General features: G+C 70.3%; 15 protein-coding genes. 11 read left to right on the top strand and 4 right to left on the bottom strand.

All coding sequences use genetic code 11. The annotated features are described in order from the left end of the window. Positions 1–11: 11 nt before the first annotated feature. Positions 12–1,292, top strand: a complete 1,281-nt coding sequence (locus tag NF556_RS13965) for an SIS domain-containing protein (protein ID WP_252591523.1) — start codon at positions 12–14, stop codon at positions 1,290–1,292. On the opposite strand, the gene NF556_RS13960 is transcribed toward NF556_RS13965, so the two are convergent. The 4 genes from NF556_RS13960 to NF556_RS13945 all read right to left on the bottom strand — a co-directional run bounded on the left by NF556_RS13960 (position 1,217) and on the right by NF556_RS13945 (position 4,751). Then, positions 1,217–1,684: a hypothetical protein gene (locus tag NF556_RS13960; protein ID WP_252591522.1), complete on the bottom strand. Its 468-nt coding sequence runs from the start codon at positions 1,682–1,684 to the stop codon at positions 1,217–1,219. The genes NF556_RS13965 and NF556_RS13960 overlap by 76 nt on opposite strands. After that, positions 1,684–2,613, bottom strand: a complete 930-nt coding sequence (locus NF556_RS13955) for an amidohydrolase family protein (protein WP_252591521.1) — start codon at positions 2,611–2,613, stop codon at positions 1,684–1,686. The genes NF556_RS13960 and NF556_RS13955 overlap by 1 nt, the downstream gene beginning before the upstream one ends. An 84-nt stretch (positions 2,614–2,697) precedes the next feature. Further along, entirely contained in the window at positions 2,698–4,041 is a 1,344-nt protein-coding gene (locus tag NF556_RS13950; protein ID WP_252591520.1) for an FtsX-like permease family protein, read from the bottom strand. After that, positions 4,038–4,751 carry an ABC transporter ATP-binding protein gene (locus tag NF556_RS13945; RefSeq protein ID WP_252591519.1) on the bottom strand — a complete coding sequence of 238 codons (714 nt, stop codon included), beginning with the start codon at positions 4,749–4,751 and terminating at the stop codon, positions 4,038–4,040. Before NF556_RS13945 ends, NF556_RS13950 begins: the two co-directional genes overlap by 4 nt. A gap of 279 nt (positions 4,752–5,030) precedes the next feature. Between NF556_RS13945 and kynA the strand changes: the two genes are divergently transcribed. From kynA to NF556_RS13895, 10 genes are all read left to right on the top strand, one after another. Next, on the top strand, positions 5,031–5,873 hold the full coding sequence (gene kynA, locus NF556_RS13940; RefSeq protein WP_252595812.1) for a tryptophan 2,3-dioxygenase: 843 nt from the start codon (positions 5,031–5,033) through the stop codon (positions 5,871–5,873). Then, positions 5,866–7,125, top strand: coding sequence for a kynureninase (locus tag NF556_RS13935; protein WP_252591518.1), 1,260 nt, complete (start codon positions 5,866–5,868; stop codon positions 7,123–7,125). The genes kynA and NF556_RS13935 overlap by 8 nt, the downstream gene beginning before the upstream one ends. Positions 7,126–7,167: 42 nt before the next feature. Next, positions 7,168–8,553, top strand: coding sequence for a mycothione reductase (gene mtr, locus NF556_RS13930; RefSeq protein WP_252591517.1), 1,386 nt, complete (start codon positions 7,168–7,170; stop codon positions 8,551–8,553). A 192-nt stretch (positions 8,554–8,745) separates the two neighbouring features. Further along, positions 8,746–10,215 carry an adenosylhomocysteinase gene (gene ahcY / locus NF556_RS13925; RefSeq protein WP_252591516.1) on the top strand — a complete coding sequence of 490 codons (1,470 nt, stop codon included), beginning with the start codon at positions 8,746–8,748 and terminating at the stop codon, positions 10,213–10,215. A gap of 9 nt (positions 10,216–10,224) precedes the next feature. Beyond that, the gene (mtrA, locus tag NF556_RS13920) at positions 10,225–10,902 is read left to right on the top strand and encodes an MtrAB system response regulator MtrA (protein WP_256829315.1); all 678 of its coding nucleotides are present in this window, start codon (positions 10,225–10,227) and stop codon (positions 10,900–10,902) included. A 4-nt stretch (positions 10,903–10,906) separates the two neighbouring features. Then, on the top strand, positions 10,907–12,538 hold the full coding sequence (gene mtrB, locus NF556_RS13915) for an MtrAB system histidine kinase MtrB (RefSeq protein WP_252591515.1): 1,632 nt from the start codon (positions 10,907–10,909) through the stop codon (positions 12,536–12,538). Further along, entirely contained in the window at positions 12,535–14,331 is a 1,797-nt protein-coding gene (locus NF556_RS13910; protein ID WP_252591514.1) for an LpqB family beta-propeller domain-containing protein, read from the top strand. Before mtrB ends, NF556_RS13910 begins: the two co-directional genes overlap by 4 nt. Positions 14,332–14,484: 153 nt before the next feature. Continuing rightward, positions 14,485–15,228, top strand: a complete 744-nt coding sequence (locus NF556_RS13905; RefSeq protein ID WP_252591513.1) for a ComF family protein — start codon at positions 14,485–14,487, stop codon at positions 15,226–15,228. 164 nt (positions 15,229–15,392) lie between these two features. Further along, on the top strand, positions 15,393–16,082 hold the full coding sequence (gene hpf, locus NF556_RS13900; protein ID WP_252591512.1) for a ribosome hibernation-promoting factor, HPF/YfiA family: 690 nt from the start codon (positions 15,393–15,395) through the stop codon (positions 16,080–16,082). A gap of 94 nt (positions 16,083–16,176) precedes the next feature. Next, complete coding sequence (locus NF556_RS13895; protein ID WP_252591511.1) at positions 16,177–17,373, top strand: winged helix-turn-helix domain-containing protein; 1,197 nt, start codon at positions 16,177–16,179, stop codon at positions 17,371–17,373. Positions 17,374–17,396 lie beyond the last annotated feature (23 nt).

Below are 17,396 nucleotides of genomic sequence, written 5' to 3'. Positions count from 1 at the left end.
GGGGCAACTCCATGGCACCACACATCGACGACGCCCTGCTCGACGACCCGGACGAGCTGCTCCGCAAGGACAGTCGGCAGACCCTGCGCGCCCTGGCGACCGCCGGTGCCCAGGTGCGTGAGTCCGTGACGCTCGCGCAGGAAGCCGGCATTGACCGGTTTGCCCAGCTCGATCGCCCCCGGTCCGTGCTGGTCGCGGCGCTGGGCGGTTCGGCCCTGGTGGCCGACGTGCTCGAGCTGCTCGCCGAGCCCGGCTCGCCCGTGCCGGTCCAGGCCCGACGAAACCTGCCACTGCCCGGGTGGGTGGGGCCGCTCGACCTGGTGGTGGCGGTCTCCCTGTCCGGGCGTGCGCCCGGCCCCCTGGCGATTGCCGCCGAGGCGGCCCGGCGGGGCGCCTCCCTGTTGACCGTCGGCGCCGACGACTCGCCACTGGCCGACGTATGCCGACGCGCCAGGGGGGTGCACATCGGCGTGGGCCGTGCTCGCACCAGTTCGCGGACGTCGTTGTGGAGCCTGCTCACCCCGGTCCTGCTCGGGGCTGACGCGATCGGCATCGTCGACACCCCCGCCGAGGGGATGACCGAGGTGGCCGAGCGTCTCGACGAGGCCGCCGAGACCTATCGGCCCACCTCGGAGTCCTTCGTCAACCCGGCCAAGCTGCTGGCCCTGCAACTGGCCGAGACCGTGCCCATGGTGCTCGGGGACGGTCCGCTCAGCGGTGTGGCGGCCGCCCGTGCCGCCTCCATGCTGGCGCGCACGGCCCGGGTGCCGGCTCCCTGGGGCGAGCTGCCGGACGCTGCCAGCCAGATTGTGGCCTGCTTCGACGGTCCCTACACCGCGATCGGTGGACGCCGCCCGGGCACCTATGACGCCGGGCGCATCCGGCTCGGTGACATCGACACCAGCGGCTGGGAGCCCCATCACTTCGCCGAGCCGGAGGGAGATCTCGCCGAGATCCCGCGGGGTCAGTCGGGTCAGGACATCTTTGCCGACCCGTTCCTGGACGGCCCGTCCATGCCTCAGCTGGGGCTGCTCACCCTGCGCGACGCCCCGGTGGAGCCGCCGACCAGCGAGTCCGCTCAGTCCCAGGCCCTGACCGACGCGGTGCTCGAAACGGCCCGAGACGCTGGCGTGCGGGTGATGGACGTGATCGCGCAGCCGGGCCGCCCGCTCACCCGACTGGCCGAGTTGGTGTCCACCGCAGACTTCACGGCGACCTATCTGGCGCTGGGGCTGGGGCTTGACCCGTCGGTGTCACCCCACGTTGCGGATCTCAACGACCGCACCCGCTGACCGGCGCCACCGACCGACACCAGGAGCAGCCCGGCCGCGAGCAGAGCGGTGAACTGGCCGCTCTGCACACTCGGAAGCGCCGTGGCCACCGCGAGGGCGGCCGAGGCTGCAGCGATCAGCAGAGCGGTCGGTCGGTGTGTCCGCAGACCCACGACCAGCAGGAACAGCGCCAGGACGAGGAAGAGTCTCGCCGGGGACCCACCGCCCACGACACCATCCACCACGTGCGTGGTCGCAACGCCGATGTAGTCGCAGATCAGCCCACCCTCGCCGGACAGGTCGGGGATGCACGAGGGCCCACCAGGGACCGTGCGGGTCGAGGGGCCGGCCCAGGGGAGCCCGAGCGAGAGCAGGAGCAGCCCTGCGGCCAACCAGCCCGCCCAGGGCCGCATCATGGTGTCCCTCGCCCGCTCTGGTCCAGCCCCATCAGCCGGGCACCGTTGTGCCACAGCACATCACGGAGCCAGTCGTCCCCCAGGTCCCAGCGTGCCAGCGCCTGCAGCTGGTGGGCATAGGGATAGGGGATGTTCGGGAAATCCGCACCGAGCACGATCTTGTCCTGCAGGTCTCGCAGCCGGGACAGATAGCCGGTGGGCAGGGGAGACCTGGCCTGGACATAGTCCGTCCCGGCCATCGTGGTGTCCAGGTGCACCCCGGCGTGCTGCTCTGCCAGGTCGGCGAACTCGTCGTGCTCGGGCATCCCGAGATGGGCGATGACCAGGACCAGCCGTGGGAACCGGCGCAGCAGCGCGGCCACCGGCTCGGAGCCAGTGTGCTGTCCGGGGTGGGGGCCAGAGCCGGCGTGCAGGACGACCGGGGTGCCCGCGTCCTGCACCGCGGACCACACGGGGTCAAGCAGCGGGTCGGTGGGGTCGAAGTTGCCGACCGTGACATGCGCCTTGAAGAGCCGCACGCCCCGCTCCAGCGCCTCGGGGACGTAGTCAGCGGCCTCGGGCTCGGGAAAGAAGGTGCCCGAGAGCACGGCCTCCGGCACCCGCTCCGCGAAGTCGGCGCACCAGGCGTTGAGCCATGCGGCCATGCCGGGCTTGTGCGCATAGGTCAGGGCCGGGATGGCAGCCAGCCCCAGTGACCTGACGACAGCCAGACGCTCCTCCTCGGGCAGCCGATAGTGGATCGGCCAATCGCCGGCCTCGGACCAGCCGTGGGTGTCGAAGTAGTCCCACACCTTGGCCAGGACCCGCTCGGGGAGGAAGTGCACGTGGATGTCGGCGAGGCCGGGCAGGCCGAGCCCAGCGACCCAGTCGGCCACCTCCGCATCGGTCGCGGGCCCCTGCTGGTCGGGTGTGGTGTCGGTCGGCACAACCCTGAGTATGCCGTGGCGCAGGTCCTGGCTGCCGGGCGACCTCTGGCGAGGGGTCGTGACCCGCAGAGGCGCTGGAGCGGGTCAGCTCCCGCGGGCCACCCGGGACAGCATCGGTGAGGTCGCCAGCAGGGTCAGCCAGACCAGGGCGATCCCCGCGGCAAGGAGGGCGGCGGTGCTGACCAGGGACAGTGGGTCGGTGAGCAGTGCCAGACCGGAGAGCGGGAAGATCAGCAGGGCAGCGGCCAGCGCGGAGCCCAGGGAGACCACCTGGAGGGGGAACATGACGGCGCGACGTCGGGCCCGGTCCATCCCGGCCAGGGGCATGCCCATCCGGTCCAGGCTGGCGAACAGCTCGCGGCGGTCGAGGATGTCGGCGGCCTGGTTGACGGCCACGGAGGCGGCGACCGTGACAAACGAGATCCCCAGGGTCAGGGCGATGCCGGTGCCCAGGTCGGCCAGCAGGAGCTTGTCCTCGCGGCTCGATCCACCGGCTCCGGACATGGTGTTGGTGACCGCCAGACCGACCCCGGCGAAGACCGCGATGAAGGAGGTCAGGGCCACCCCGCTGACCTGCCGCCAGGCGGCCTTGGGCGAGTCCAGGACGGTTCGGGCAGCGATCAAGCGTTCCGCGACGTGGCGCCCACCCGCCCGGCGCAGCTGCAGCCGCGCGACGACACCGAGCAGCCACGGGCCGACCAGGTTGAGCACGGCCATGGTGAGCCCGAAGGTGACCATCATGCTGATCACTGTGGCCACCACCCCCTGGTCGATCTTCATCGCCCGGCTGGCGAGGAAGCCCGCTCCGAGCGCGAGCATGATGCCGGCGACGCGGGCCAGGCTCATGCTGGGGGCTGCCTGACGGGTCCGCACACCGAGGGGGGAGACCACCACGCCGCGCAGTCCGAGGAGCGAGCTCACGGCAGCCAGGGCCAGCAGAGCGAGACCGCACAGGGCGGTGCCGACCGGGCCGAGCAGGATGTTGCCGGCTCCGAGCCGCTCACCGTGAAACACCAGCAGCCCGAGCAGGGGTGCCAGGGCCAGGTGTCCCAGCACGCCGAGCACGGTTCCGCCCGCGGCCAGGAGCATGGACTCCAGGACCGTCATCGACGTCAGGGTGCGGGTGGGCGCGCCGAGCAGGCGCAGCGTGGACAGGTGCTGGTCGCGGCGGCGCGCGGACAGGCGGGCCGCGGACCCGCAGAGCGTGAGCAGCGGGATCAGCAGGAGCGTGACGGCCAGCGCGGCGAGCGACTGGTAGAACACGCCCAGGTCGCCCTCGATGGTGAAGAAGAAGCGGGCTCCGCCCAGGACGGTGAGGGCGAGGGCCGTCACGACGGCAAACGCCGCCACGGGGAGCAGCGGGGAGGCACGGCTGGTGTCGGTGCCCCGCCGCAGCAGCAGGAAGGTCAGTTGGCTCGCGGTCCTCATGAGGCCACCCGCGTCGCCGTGGCGTTGCGGTGCTCCCGGACGATCCGGCCGTCGCTGAGGTGCAGCACCCGGTGACAGGCGGCGGCGACCTGCTCGTCGTGGGTGACCACGACCAGGCTGCGCCCAGCGCCGGTGGTGGTCTGCAGGAGCGCCTGCATCACCTGCGCGGAGGTGCGTGAGTCCAGGGCACCGGTCGGCTCGTCGGCGAAGACCACCGCGGGTGCCCCGACCTGCGCGCGGGCCACGGCGACGCGCTGCTGCTGCCCACCGGAGAGCTGGCCCGGGCGACGCTCCTCCATGCCGGCCAGACCGAGCACGTGCAGCCAGTGGGTCGCCTCGGCCTCGGCGGCGCGGCGGTCGGTGCCGTCCAACAGCAGGGGGAGGGCGACGTTCTCCACGGCGGTCAACTCGGGCAGGAGCAGGCCCTGCTGGAAGACGAACCCATAGTGCTTGCGGCGCAACGTTGCTCGCCCTTCGGCGTCCAGGCCGTCGATGCGTTGGGCACCGTGCGGGGTGTGCAGCGTGATGGCACCGGCGTCGGGGGTGATGATCCCGGCGAGGCAGTGCAGGAGGGTGGTCTTGCCCGAGCCCGAGGCTCCCATGACGGCGACCGACTCGGCCGCCGCGAGTTCCAGGGACACCCCGGCGAGGGCGACGGTGGGTCCGTAGGTCTTGGCCACGGACTGGCCTGTGAGGACTGGTGTGTTCATGCTGTCCAGCCTCCGTCGCAGGTGGGGTCTGCAGCATCGGACCGTGGTCCCGACCTGGTGGGGCACCCACTACGACCCAGGGCGCGGACACCTCCGACCATGGGAGAACGGGTCCGGAACTTCTCGCGCACGGGCGCCGAGATACCGTGAGAGCCCAACGCCAACATGGAGGTTCGCGTGTCCGACGAGGTCGCCCCAGCTCAACCCGCCCCCGACCAGGCCAGCAGGTCCGACCAACCGGCACCACGGCATACGGCTGAACGGCAGCTCGAGGAGGGCATCGAGCGGGACTTCACCCGCAACCTGTCCTATGGCGAGTATCTCGACCTCGACCGTGTCCTGTCCGCCCAGCACCCCCGGTCGGTGCCCACCCGGCACGACGAGATGCTGTTCATCATCCAGCACCAGACCAGTGAGCTGTGGCTGAAACTGATGATGCACGAGCTGCGCTCGGCCCGGGACCTGATCCGTGCTGACGAGCCGAAGCCAGCGCTCAAGCGCCTGGCGCGGGTCAAGCACATCCAGACGGTCCTGACCGAGCAGTGGACGGTCCTGGCCACCCTGACGCCGAGCGAGTATGCGGAGTTTCGCTCGTTCCTGGCGACCGGCTCGGGCTTCCAGTCCTGGCAGTACCGGTCGGTGGAGTTCCTGCTCGGCAACAAGAACGCCGAGATGCTGCGCGTCTTCGAGCACGATCAGGCGGTGCATGACGAGCTGGCCACCCTGCTGCACGAACCCAGCCTGTATGACGAGGTGCTGGCCTGGTTGGGCCGGCAGGGGTATGCGGTGCCCGCCGAACTGCTCGACCGGGACTGGTCGAAGCCGCACCAGGAGAGCGAGGGGCTGGTGGAGCTGCTGGTGCAGGTCTATGCCGCCCCGCAGGAGCACTGGGGGGTCTACGAGTTGTGCGAGGAGCTGGTCGACGTCGAGGACAACTTCCAGTTCTGGCGCTTCCGGCACCTCAAGACCGTCGAGCGGATCATCGGCTCCAAGCGGGGGACCGGCGGCTCCTCGGGCGTGCCCTTCCTGCGGCGGGCGCTGGACCTGACCTTCTTCCCCGAGCTGTATGCCGTCAGGTCCCGGATCCAGGACGTCGAGCCGGAGGGCTATCACCATGACTGACCAGCCCACGACGGACGTTGCGGCGACCGGGACCGACTGGGTCGCGGTGGCTGCCGAGCTGGACGCGGCCGACCCGCTCGCCGCCTTCGTCGACCGATTCGAGCCGGCCGAGGGCGTCACGGCCTATTTCGACGGCAACTCCCTGGGCCGCCCCGTGCGTGGCACCGCCCAGGAGCTGGCCCGCTTCGTCGAGCAGGGCTGGGGCACACGCCTGATCCGCAGCTGGGACGAGGCGTGGATGCGGTGGCCCGAGGAGACCGGTGACCTGGTGGCCACCGCGGCCCTGGGCGCGGCGCCAGGACAGACCGTGGTGGCCGACTCGACCACCGTCCTGCTCTACAAGATGCTGCGCGCGCTCGCCGACGCGCAGGTGCGCGCCGACCCCGCCCGGACCCAGATCGTGCTCGACACCGACAACTTCCCGACCGATCGTTATGTGGCAGAGGGCGTGGCGGCCGAGCGGGGGATGGAGCTGGTCTGGATCGAGGCCGACCCGGCATCCGGGGTCACTGAGGAGCAGGTTGCGGAGGTCGTGAGTGAGCGCACCGCCGTGGTGCTGATCAGCCATGTGGCCTATCGCTCGGGCTATCTCGCGGACGCGGCCGCCATCACCCAACGGGTGCACGCGGCCGGCGCCCTCGTGCTGTGGGACCTGTGTCACTCGGCGGGCTCGGTGCCGGTCCACCTGGACGCCTGGGACGTCGACGCTGCTGTCGGCTGCACCTACAAATATCTCAACGGCGGGCCCGGCTCTCCGGCGTTCGCCTATCTCGCGCAGCGACACCACACGACGGTGCGGCAGCCGATCCAGGGGTGGATGGGGCGCCGCGACCCGTTCCTGATGGGGCCGGGCTATGAGCCTGCCCCCGGGATCCGCTCGCTGGTCAGCGGCACGCCGCCCGTGGTCGCGATGGTGCCGCTGCGGCTGTCCGTGGCCCTGCTCGCCGAGGCCGGGATCGACGCGGTGCGCACCAAGTCCCTCGCCCTGACCGACCTGGCCTGGGACATCGTCGCGTCCTGGCCGGCCGAGCTGGGCGTGACGATCGCCTCGCCGCGAGCGCACGAGCAGCGCGGGGGCCACCTCACGATCCGGCGGCACGACTTTGCCGAGGTCAACGCCCGGTTGTGGGAGCAGGGGGTGATCCCGGACTTCCGTGCACCGGATGGGTTGCGGCTCGGCCTGGCGCCGCTCTCGACCAGTTTCGCCGAGGTCGTGTCCGGACTGCAGGCGGTGCGCGACCTGATCTCCTGACGTGGATGCTGTTCCGGTCGGGCCGGAACGTAGTCTGTCGGCGTGGCTGACTACGACCTGATCATCATCGGCACCGGCTCGGGCAACTCGCTGGTCACCGAGGACTTCGCGGACAAGAAGGTCGCCGTGATCGAGCGCGGCACCTTCGGGGGCACCTGCCTCAACGTCGGGTGCATCCCGACCAAGATGTTCGTCTACGCCGCAGACGTCGCCACCACGATCCGGGAGTCCGCCCGCTATGGGGTGGACGCGACCCTGGACGGGGTGCGCTGGCGCGACATCCGCGACCGGATCTTCGGACGGATCGACCCGATCGCCGACGGTGGCCGGGACTATCGCGTCACCGGACCCAACACCACCGCCTATCTCGGTCACGCCACCTTCGTCGGTGCTCGGGAGGTCGAGATCGAGATCACCACGCCCGGCGGAGAGCACGCCGTGGGGGAGCGGCACCGGATCACCGGCGACCAGGTCGTGATCGCGACCGGCAGCAGGGCCACCGCCCCACCGGTGATCGAGGCGGCGGGAGTGCCCTACGAGACCTCCGACACGGTCATGCGACTCGACGACCTTCCGCGATCGATGGCGATCATCGGTGGCGGCGTGATCGGCGCGGAGTTCGCCCACGTCTTCTCGGCGCTCGGGGTGCAGGTCACCCAGCTGCAGCGCAGCGAGCGGCTCCTGCACCGGCTGGACTCCGAGGTCAGCGAACTGTTCACCCAGGAGGTCGCACGACACTGGGATCTGCGGGTCAACACCGAGGTCACCGGTGCCTCCTCGACCGAGTCCGGCGTGCGGCTGGAGCTCAGCGACGGCGACCCGCTTGATGTTGACGTGCTGCTCGTCGCGACGGGCCGCCGGCCCAACAGCGACGGCATGGGCCTGGACGTGGCTGGTGTGGAACTGCGCCCCGACGGCCGAGTGGTGGTCGACGAGCACGGCCGCACGAGCACCGACGGCGTCTGGGCACTCGGCGACATCAGCGCACCCCACCAGCTCAAGCACCTGGCCAACCACGAGGCCCGGGTCGTCGCCCACAACCTGGTGCACCCCGAGGACCTGCAGTCGTTCGTGCACACCAACGTGCCCATGGCCGTCTTCAGCCACCCGCAGATCGCCATGATCGGGCTCACCGAGCAGGAGGCGCGGGACGCGGGCCACGACGTCAGCGTGAAGGTCCAGCACTATGGCGACACGGCCTACGGCTGGGCGATGGAGGACACCACCAGCGTCGCCAAGGTGATCGCGGACCGCGGCACGGGTCTGATCCTCGGTGCCCACCTGATGGGGCCGCAGGCATCGTCGCTGATCCAACCCATCGTCCAGGCGATGGCGTTCGGCCAGGACGCCCACACCGTGGCCCGGGGCCAGTTCTGGATCCACCCCGCGCTGGCCGAGGTGGTGGAGAACGCCCTGCTGGGTGTCTGACGCTCCCGTCGTCGGGGCGGTGGGTGCACAGACGAGGCCCGGCCGCGCTGAGGGGGTCAATCCCGGCAGAGAACGTAGGATGGTGCGGACTCGGGACGGGGCCATGGTGAGCCATGCACTGTCTCGAGCCCACGGCATACAGCGCCGTGACCGTGACCAGTTCGACCCTGCAACCTGACGGAGCACCTGACGATGACGTTCGACTACAAGGTCAAGGACCTGTCCCTCGCGACAGCGGGGCGACACCAGATCCGTCTGGCCGAGCACGAGATGCCCGGGCTGATGGCCCTGCGCGAGCGCTTTGCCTCCAGCCAGCCGTTGGCCGGGGCGCGGATCGCGGGTTCGCTGCACATGACGGTCCAGACCGCCGTGCTGATCGAGACGCTGGTCGCTCTGGGTGCCACGGTCCGCTGGGCCTCCTGCAACATCTTCTCCACCCAGGACGAGGCTGCTGCCGCCGTCGTGGTCGGCGTCGACGGCACACCGGAGGACCTGCAGGGTGTCCCGGTCTTCGCCTGGAAGGGCGAGACGCTGCCGGAATACTGGTGGTGCACCACGCAGATCCTGGACTGGCCCGGCGATGAGGGCCCGAACATGATCCTGGACGACGGCGGGGACGCCACGCTGCTCGTGCTCAACGGCCGCAAGTGGGAGCAGGCCGGCGCCGTCCCGACCGCGTCCGAGGAGGACAGCGAGGAATACACCGTCATCCTCGACACCGTGCGCGAGACCCTGGAGTCGGCGCCGACGCGGTGGACCACGATCGCCGACGGCATCCGCGGCGTCACCGAGGAGACCACCACCGGTGTCCACCGGCTCTATCAGTTGCACGAGACCGGTGACCTGCACTTCCCGGCGATCAACGTCAATGACTCGGTCACCAAGTCCAAGTTCGACAACAAGTACGGCACCCGCCACTCCCTGATCGACGGCATCAACCGGGCCACCGACACGCTCATCGGGGGCAAGGTCGCCGTGGTGCTCGGCTATGGCGATGTGGGCAAGGGCTGTGCCGAGGCGCTGGCCGGGCAGGGCGCCCGGGTCATCGTCACCGAGATCGACCCGATCTGCGCGCTGCAGGCCGCCATGGAGGGCTTCCAGGTCGCCCAGCTCGAGGACGTCGTCGGGATCGCGGACTTCTTTGTCACCACGACCGGCTGCTGCGACGTCATCCGCCCCGAGCACCTGCTCGCCATGAAGGACAAGGCGATCGTGGGCAACATTGGCCACTTCGACAACGAGATCGACCTGACCGGGCTGGCCCGGGTGCCGGGCGTGCAGAAGACCGAGATCAAGGCGCAGGTCCACGAGTGGACGCTCCCGGCGCAGCAGGCCGACGGTGAGACCCCGGCCCGCGACGAGCGCTCGATCATCGTGCTCTCGGAGGGCCGACTGCTCAACCTGGGCAACGCCACGGGCCACCCGAGCTTCGTGATGTCCAACTCCTTCGCCAACCAGACCCTCGCCCAGATCGAGCTGTTCACCCGCCCGGATGACTATCCCGTCGGTGTCCACGTGCTGCCCAAGCGTCTCGACGAAGAGGTCGCCCGGCTGCACCTGGGGGCGCTGGGAGCGGATCTGACCGAACTGTCCAAGAAGCAGGCCGAGTATCTCGGTCTGGACGTCTCCGGCCCGTTCAAGCCGGAGCACTACCGCTACTGAGGTGGATCAGTGAACGCACGCGTATTGGTGGTCGATGATGACCAGGCACTGGCCGAGATGCTCGGGATCGTGCTGCGCAAGGAAGGGCTGGAGGTGGCGCACTGCGCCGACGGCGGACGGGCCGTGGCCCTGTTCCGGGAGTTCCGCCCGGACCTGGTCCTGCTGGACGTCATGCTCCCCACCCTCAGCGGCGTCGAGGTGTGCCGACACCTGAGGGCGGAGTCCGGCGTCCCCATCGTCATGCTCACGGCGCGCACGGACACCAAGGACGTGGTGCTGGGCCTGGAGGCCGGGGCCGACGACTATGTCGTCAAGCCGTTCAAGCCGCAGGAGCTGCTGGCCCGGATCCGGGCACGGTTGCGCCGCAGCGACCGGCGTGAGCCCTCGCAGCTGACGGTCGGTGACCTCCTCGTCGATGTTGCCGGGCACACCGTCAAGCGGGACGGTGCCGAGTTGCCGCTGACGCCCCTGGAGTTTGATCTCCTGGTGGCCCTGGCCAGCCGGCCCAACCACGTCTTCGACCGGGAGTCGTTGCTGGAGAAGGTCTGGGGCTATCGCCACGCGGGGGACACCCGCCTGGTCAACGTCCACGTGCAGCGCTTGCGCGCCAAGATCGAGAAGGACCCGGAGAACCCGCAGATCGTCCTGACCGTGCGTGGGGTGGGCTACAAGGCCGGGCCGGCCTGAGGACATGACTGCCCCCGCGCAGGGAGCCGGCGGAGTGGTCGCATGGTGGCGCTCCTCCCTCCGGTTGCGGGTCATTGTCACCACCATGGCGCTGGGCACGGCCGTCACGGCCGTCATCGCCACGATGCTCTTCGCCCAGGTCGCCGAGGGTCTGGTGCACCAGGCCGTCTCCGCGGCGACGACCGATGCGGCCCAGGAGGTGCGCAACGCCCAGGCGAGTTTTGATGCGGTCGACCGCAGCGACGACACGAGCCTGAACGCGACGGCCACCGCCATCGTCAACGCGATCGCCCCCGCGGACCAGTCGTTGCGGCGCTCGGTGCTGATCCGCAGCCTGGACAACGAGCGTGATGCGCGGATCACGGCGCTCGCCTCCCCTGACCTCGACGTCGACGAGTTGCCCCCACAGCTGGCCGAGGCACTGCGCGACGATCCCAGCAACCAGCAGGTGATGGTCACCGATGTGCAGCTGGCCAGCCAGGACCAGGCGGTCGCCTCGGTCATCGTGGGCTCCCAGGTGGACATCTCCCGCGCCGGCCCGCACGACCTCTTCCTGGTCTATCCGATGGCACGTGAGCAGGCCACGCTGGACCTGATCCGGCAGTGGTTCGCCCTCGGAGGCCTCGCGCTGCTCGCGCTGATGGGTGCGGTGGCCTGGGTGGCGACCAGCATGGTGGCCCGGCCGGTCGGGCACGCCGCGCGGGTCAGTCAGCAGATGGCCCACGGGCACCTGGACGAACGGTTGCCGGTCCGCGGCTCGGACGAGCTGGACCAGCTGGCGATGTCCTTCAACACGATGGCCGACAGCATCCAGACCCAGATCCGACAGCTCGAGACCCTCTCGATGCTGCAGCAACGCTTTGTCTCTGACGTCTCGCACGAGCTCCGCACGCCCCTGACCACGATCCGGATGGCAGGCGAGGTGCTGCACGCCTCCCGCGACGACTTCTCCGGCCCCGCTGCCAGGTCGGCCGAGCTGCTCTATGAGGAGCTGGACCGGTTTGAGGAGCTGCTCACCGAGCTGCTGGAGATCAGCCGCTATGACTCCGGCGCTGCCGACCTGGAGATCGACCGCGTCGACCTGGTCGGGGTGATCCACCAGGTGGTCGATGCCCTCTCCGCGCTCGCGTCGCACACCGGATCAGACGTGCGGCTGTCCCTGCCGGACGGCAAGGTCTTCATCGAGATGGACCAGCGCCGGGTCAGCCGCATCCTGCGCAATGTCATCGCCAATGCGCTGGACCACGGGGAGGGCAGTCCGGTGGAGGTCTGCCTGGCGCAGAGCGCGGACGCCGTGGCGGTGACCGTGCGCGATCACGGGGTCGGACTGACACCGGAGCAGGCCTCCATGGTCTTCGACCGGTTCTGGCGCGGCGACCCCGCCCGCAACCGGACCACCGGCGGCACCGGCCTGGGGCTGGCGATCTCGCTCGAGGACGCCCGGCTGCACGGTGGCCACCTCCAGGTGGCCGGCCGCCCGGGCCATGGAGCGGCCTTCCGCCTCACCCTGCCCCGCACGCGACAGACGGCCCTCGCGGAGGAGCCGGGCCCGGTGCCACTCGACCCCCAACGTGACACAGAGGCTCCGGTGGTGACCGTGGAGCCGGTCGGCGCCGGAACGGAGGAGGGCACATGACGACAAAGAACATGACCAGCCGCCACGGTGCGGGACGCACCCGCCTGCTGGTCGGCATACTGTCGCTGGTCGTCCTGCTGTCCGCGTGCGCCGGTCTGCCCACCGGCGACACGGTCGAGCCCGGCCTGCCGGTGCAGGGCGCCCCGATCCAGGAGGTGCAGGCCCTGCCGGTCGGCCCCGAGGAGGATGCCAGCCCGGACCAGATCGTGGCCAGCTTCCTGTTGGCCAGCGGCAGCTTTGCCGACGACCACGAGGTTGCGCGCACCTTCTTGACCGACGACCTCGCGCGGCAGTGGCGGCCCACCAGCCAGGTCCTGGTCTATGACGGCGAGCCCGAGCTCACGGTGGTCGACGGCTCGACCGTCCGGGCCGAGGTGACGGTGCGCGGCGCCGTCGACGAGGACGGTTATCTCGTCGAGGAGCCACGGGGCACCGCTCAGACACACCAGTTCACCATGGAGCAGGTGGGCGGTCAGTGGCGGATCAGCTCCTTCCCGGACAACTACGGGGTCTGGCTCTCCGAGACCACCTTCGAGTTGCGCTACGGCAGCTATGCCATCCACTACGTCACCCCGGACAGCGGTCTGCTCGTGCCCGACATCCGGTGGTTCCCCCGCGGCGACGGCCTGCCCACCAGCCTGGCCACGGCCCAGATCGGACCGGTCCCGGACTATCTCGCGGGTGCGGCGTCCACCGGGATCTCCGAGGACCTGCACCTGGTGGCCAGTGCCGTGCCGGTCGACCCGGCCACCGGCACCGCCACCGTCGAGCTGCGCGGGCTGTCCCTGGGCAACTCCGCGGTGCAGCAGAAGGAGTTGTTCGCCCAGTTTGCGCAGACGCTCAAACAGGCGCCCGGCGTCAACAGCGTGCTGATCCGGGGGGCGGGCCGGCCGCTGCAGGTGGAGGGCGTGGACAACCCCATCGCGGACGTCGCGGCCACCGGGTTCGAGGACGCCGAGTGGGTCATTCCCTACGGGTTGCTGCGCAGCCGGGTCGACCTCATCCCGGTCATGCCCCAGCACTATCAGTTGCAGGACAACCGCGCCGTGGACCCGGAGTCGTTGCCCAGCATCCCGATCCGGTGGCAGGACGTGGCGACCGACGCCGAGGTGCGTGAGTTTGCTGGCATCTCCACGGTCGGTGGGGACGAGCTGTGGCGCTGGAAGGGTGGCACCGAAAACACGATGGGCGGCATCGGCACCGAGCTGACGGCCCCCACCTTCGACCGTTCCGGTGCGCTCTGGCTGGCCGGCCGGGCCACGACGGGTCCGCGGGTCTGGGTCATCGCCAGGAGCGAGCCGCTGAGCCGCGCCGTGGCACGCCCGATGGAGGCCCCCTGGCTCGACGAGAACCAGACGGTCACCGACTTCCGGGTGGCCGCAGACGACCAACGGGCCCTGATCGTGCTCCAGGACCGGGACACCCAGGAGACGCAGGTGGGGATCACCGGCATCATCCGCGGCAAGGACGGCCAGCCGACGGCGCTCACCGAGCCCTACCAGGTCGCGCCGACGCTCACCAGCGTGACCTCGGCGGTGTGGGCCTCCCAGACCGAGCTGTTTGTGTTGGGCCGCCAGGCGCAGGACACCACCGACCGCCCCTTCCGAGTGCATATCGGTGGGTGGCTCGAGCCGCTCAGACTGGTCTCCGAGGCGACGGACGTGCGGGCGGTGCCCTCCGATGACAGTTCCGCGCTGCTCGTGCTCAGTGAGCAGGGCCGGATCTACACCCAGGACCGCAACGACTGGGGCATTGGCCGCAACGGCGACGACCTGATCATCCCGGGCACCTGAGCGGCGCGCCCGGGAGCGGCGCGTCCACAGGGGCACCCACCGGCCCGACCTGGTCCACTGAGGCGCCGTTGGCCGTGCCTGCTGGTGCTCACCCAGGCAATCCTGAGGTATGCGGAGGCGCACCACCCCTGCGGCGACCAGTCAGCGTGGGGCATGAGGCCAGGCCGCCGGGCAGCGTGGCTCGCCGAGGGTGCCGCGGCGCTCGGTGATCTGGTGCTGCCGGTCGCGTGTGGTGGCTGCGGTTCCCCTGGGGCGCCGTGGTGTCCAGGGTGCCGGGCCGTCGTCAGCGCGGCCCCGGGGCCACAGCGGTGGACGCCCACTCCGGCGCCGCCGGGGTTGCCGCCGGTGTGGACCGTGCTGCCGTATGTCGGCCCGGTGCGCGCCGGTCTGGTCAATTGGAAGGACAACGGTCGCCGCGACCTCGCCGAGGTGCTTGCCCCAGTGCTGGCCGAAGGGCTGCTGCGTGCCCTGCTGACCTGTGACAGCGTGCCGGTGGTCGTGCCGGCCCCGTCGGGCCGAGCCAACACCCGTCGACGCGGCGACCACCCGCTGGCTGGTCTCGCCCGGGCGGCGCTGCGCCGACTGCCGCCCGACTCGCGACCGGCACTGGTCCCCGCCCTGCGACTGGCCCGCACCGTCGCCGACCAGGCAGGTCTGGACAGCCGGCACCGAGCTGCGAACCTGGCTGGTGCGATGGTGGTGCCGACTCCCGCCGCGCGGCGGGTGCGCGGGGTGAGCTGTCTCCTGGTCGACGACGTCATCACCACGGGGGCGACGATCGTGGAGGCCGCTCGGGCCCTGCGTGCTGCCGGGGTGCGGGACGTGGTGGCCGTCACGCTGGCCGCGACGCACCGAAGGACCCACCCTGCCCTGTCATTCACCAGGGAACCGGGCTAGTGTCTGTTTATGGGAAGCCACAAGCGTCCAGAGGTCGCCGAAATGGTCGGCCGGGAGAGGTGTGCTTCGCGCCCAGGGAGCCATCGCAAGGGGGTGGTGCCGGACGTGTAGAGGGCCGAGACAGCCCAAGGTTCAGCACTGTTCTTCAGCTCGAGGAGGATCCTATGGAAATCACTGTGACCGGCCGGAAGAAGCAGGTTACTGACCGCTTCCGCCGCCACCTGGAGGAAAAGCTCGACAAGATCCCACAGCTCGCCCCGCGGGTCTCCCGCACTGACGTGGTCCTCACGCACGAGGCCAACCCGCGTCAGGCCAAGGCGAGCGAGCGTGTGGAGATCACGTGCTACATCAAGCGGACCGTGGTCCGCGCAGAGGCAGCGGCCGACGATGACTACGCCGCGCTCGACCTCGCCATGAACAGACTCCTGGAGCGCCTCCGCCGGTCGAACGACCGTCGCCGGATCAGTCACACCGGCAAGCACCGCAAGCCGTCCGTCGCAGAGGCCACGTTTGGGCTGCCGACCGACCCGCTGCCCACCGAGTTGCCCAGCGAGCAGGAGCACAACGGCAAGCCGCGGGACCCGGAGGAGGCCGTCGACGAGGCGCTCGGGACCGAGGGGAACAGCCCCATCGAGTTGCGTGAGAAGGAGCACTCCTCGGAGCCGATGAGCGTTGGACAGGCCCTCAACGAGATGGAGTTGGTGGGGCACGACTTCTATCTCTTCCACGACGAGGACACCGACAAGCCGAGCGTGGTCTATCGGCGCCGCGGGTGGTCCTACGGAGTGCTGCGTCTCGCCGACCCGCAGGGGGCTGGCCAACAGGAGGCTCCGGAGCAGGTCGCCGTCGGCTGACCGGACAACGAGCAGGCGTCCCCGTCCGCGGGGAACCTAGATCAGTGACGAGGGTCCCGACCGAGTGTCGGGGCCCTCGTCTATGTTCGGTGCCATGGCAGCGAAATTGACCGCAGGTCAGGCACGTCGCATCGCGCTGGCCGCTCAAGGATTCCTCGACCCGCGCCCTGAGGTGGCCACGATGCGCCAGGTGCAGCGCGTCATTGACCGGCTGCAGGTCGTGCAGATCGACAGTGTCAATGTGCTGGCCCGCAGTCAATATCTCCCGTTCTATTCGCGCCTCGGTGCCTATGACACGGCCCTGCTCGATCGAGCCCGTGACGGTGGGGGTCCCCGCTCGCGCGCACCACGGCGCCTGGTCGAGTCGTGGGCCCACGTGGCCAGCCTCATTCCACCGGAGACCTGGCCGTTCCTGGGGTTCCGCATGGCGCAGGCCCGCGACGACGGCTGGCGAGACCGTGTGGAGCGCGAGCACCCGGGAGTGCTCGACACAGTGCGGGAGGTCGTGGGGGAGCACGGCCCGTTGACGGCGCGCGAGGTGGACCGACTCGTCGAGCACGGCGTGGTGCGCAGCCGGGACAACTGGGGGTGGAACTGGTCGCTGGTCAAGGAGTGCCTGGAGCATCTGTTCTCCACGGGCGAGATCGTCAGCTCCGGGAGGAACAGTCAGTTTGAGCGCCGCTATGCCCTTCCGTCTTTCGTCCTCCCACCGGAGGTCCTGGCGCGGGCTCCGGGTCAGCCCGGTGCGCCCGATCGGGCCGAGTCGGCTCTGGAGCTCATGCGCCGGGCCGTGCGGGCCCACGGCATCGGGACAGCGACCGACCTGAGCGACTACTTCCGCCTCAGGCAGGTGATGGCCGACCCCGCCCTGGCCGAGCTGGTGGCACTCGGCGAGGTCGAGCAGGTCACCGTCGAGGGGTGGCAGAAGCCGGCGTTCCTGGACGCAGCCGCCCGCCGCCCGCGATCGGTGACTGCCCGTGCCCTGCTCAGTCCGTTCGACTCCCTGGTGTGGGAGCGGGCCCGCACCGAGCGGATCTTCAACTTTCACTACCGGATCGAGATCTATGTCCCTGAGCCGAAGCGGGTGTTCGGTTACTACGTGCTGCCCTTCCTGTGGGGGGATCAGCTCGTGGGGCGGGTGGACCTGAAGGCCGACCGGGCCGCCGGGCGCCTGCTGGTCCGACGGGTCCACCTCGAGCCAGGAGCACCGGACGGGTCACGAGAGGCGCTGGCCGAGGAGCTCGCGCAGCTCGCCGGCTGGTTGGGGCTGGAGCGGGTCGAGGTCACCTGACGTGTCCGGACCGTTCACCGACG

Origin of the sequence: Ornithinimicrobium faecis, assembly GCF_023923225.1 — a bacterium.
Classification (GTDB): Bacteria; Actinomycetota; Actinomycetes; order Actinomycetales; family Dermatophilaceae; genus Ornithinicoccus; species Ornithinicoccus faecis.
The sequence above is the reverse complement of the archived record's forward strand: the minus strand, read 5'-3'. Positions and strand labels throughout refer to the sequence as shown.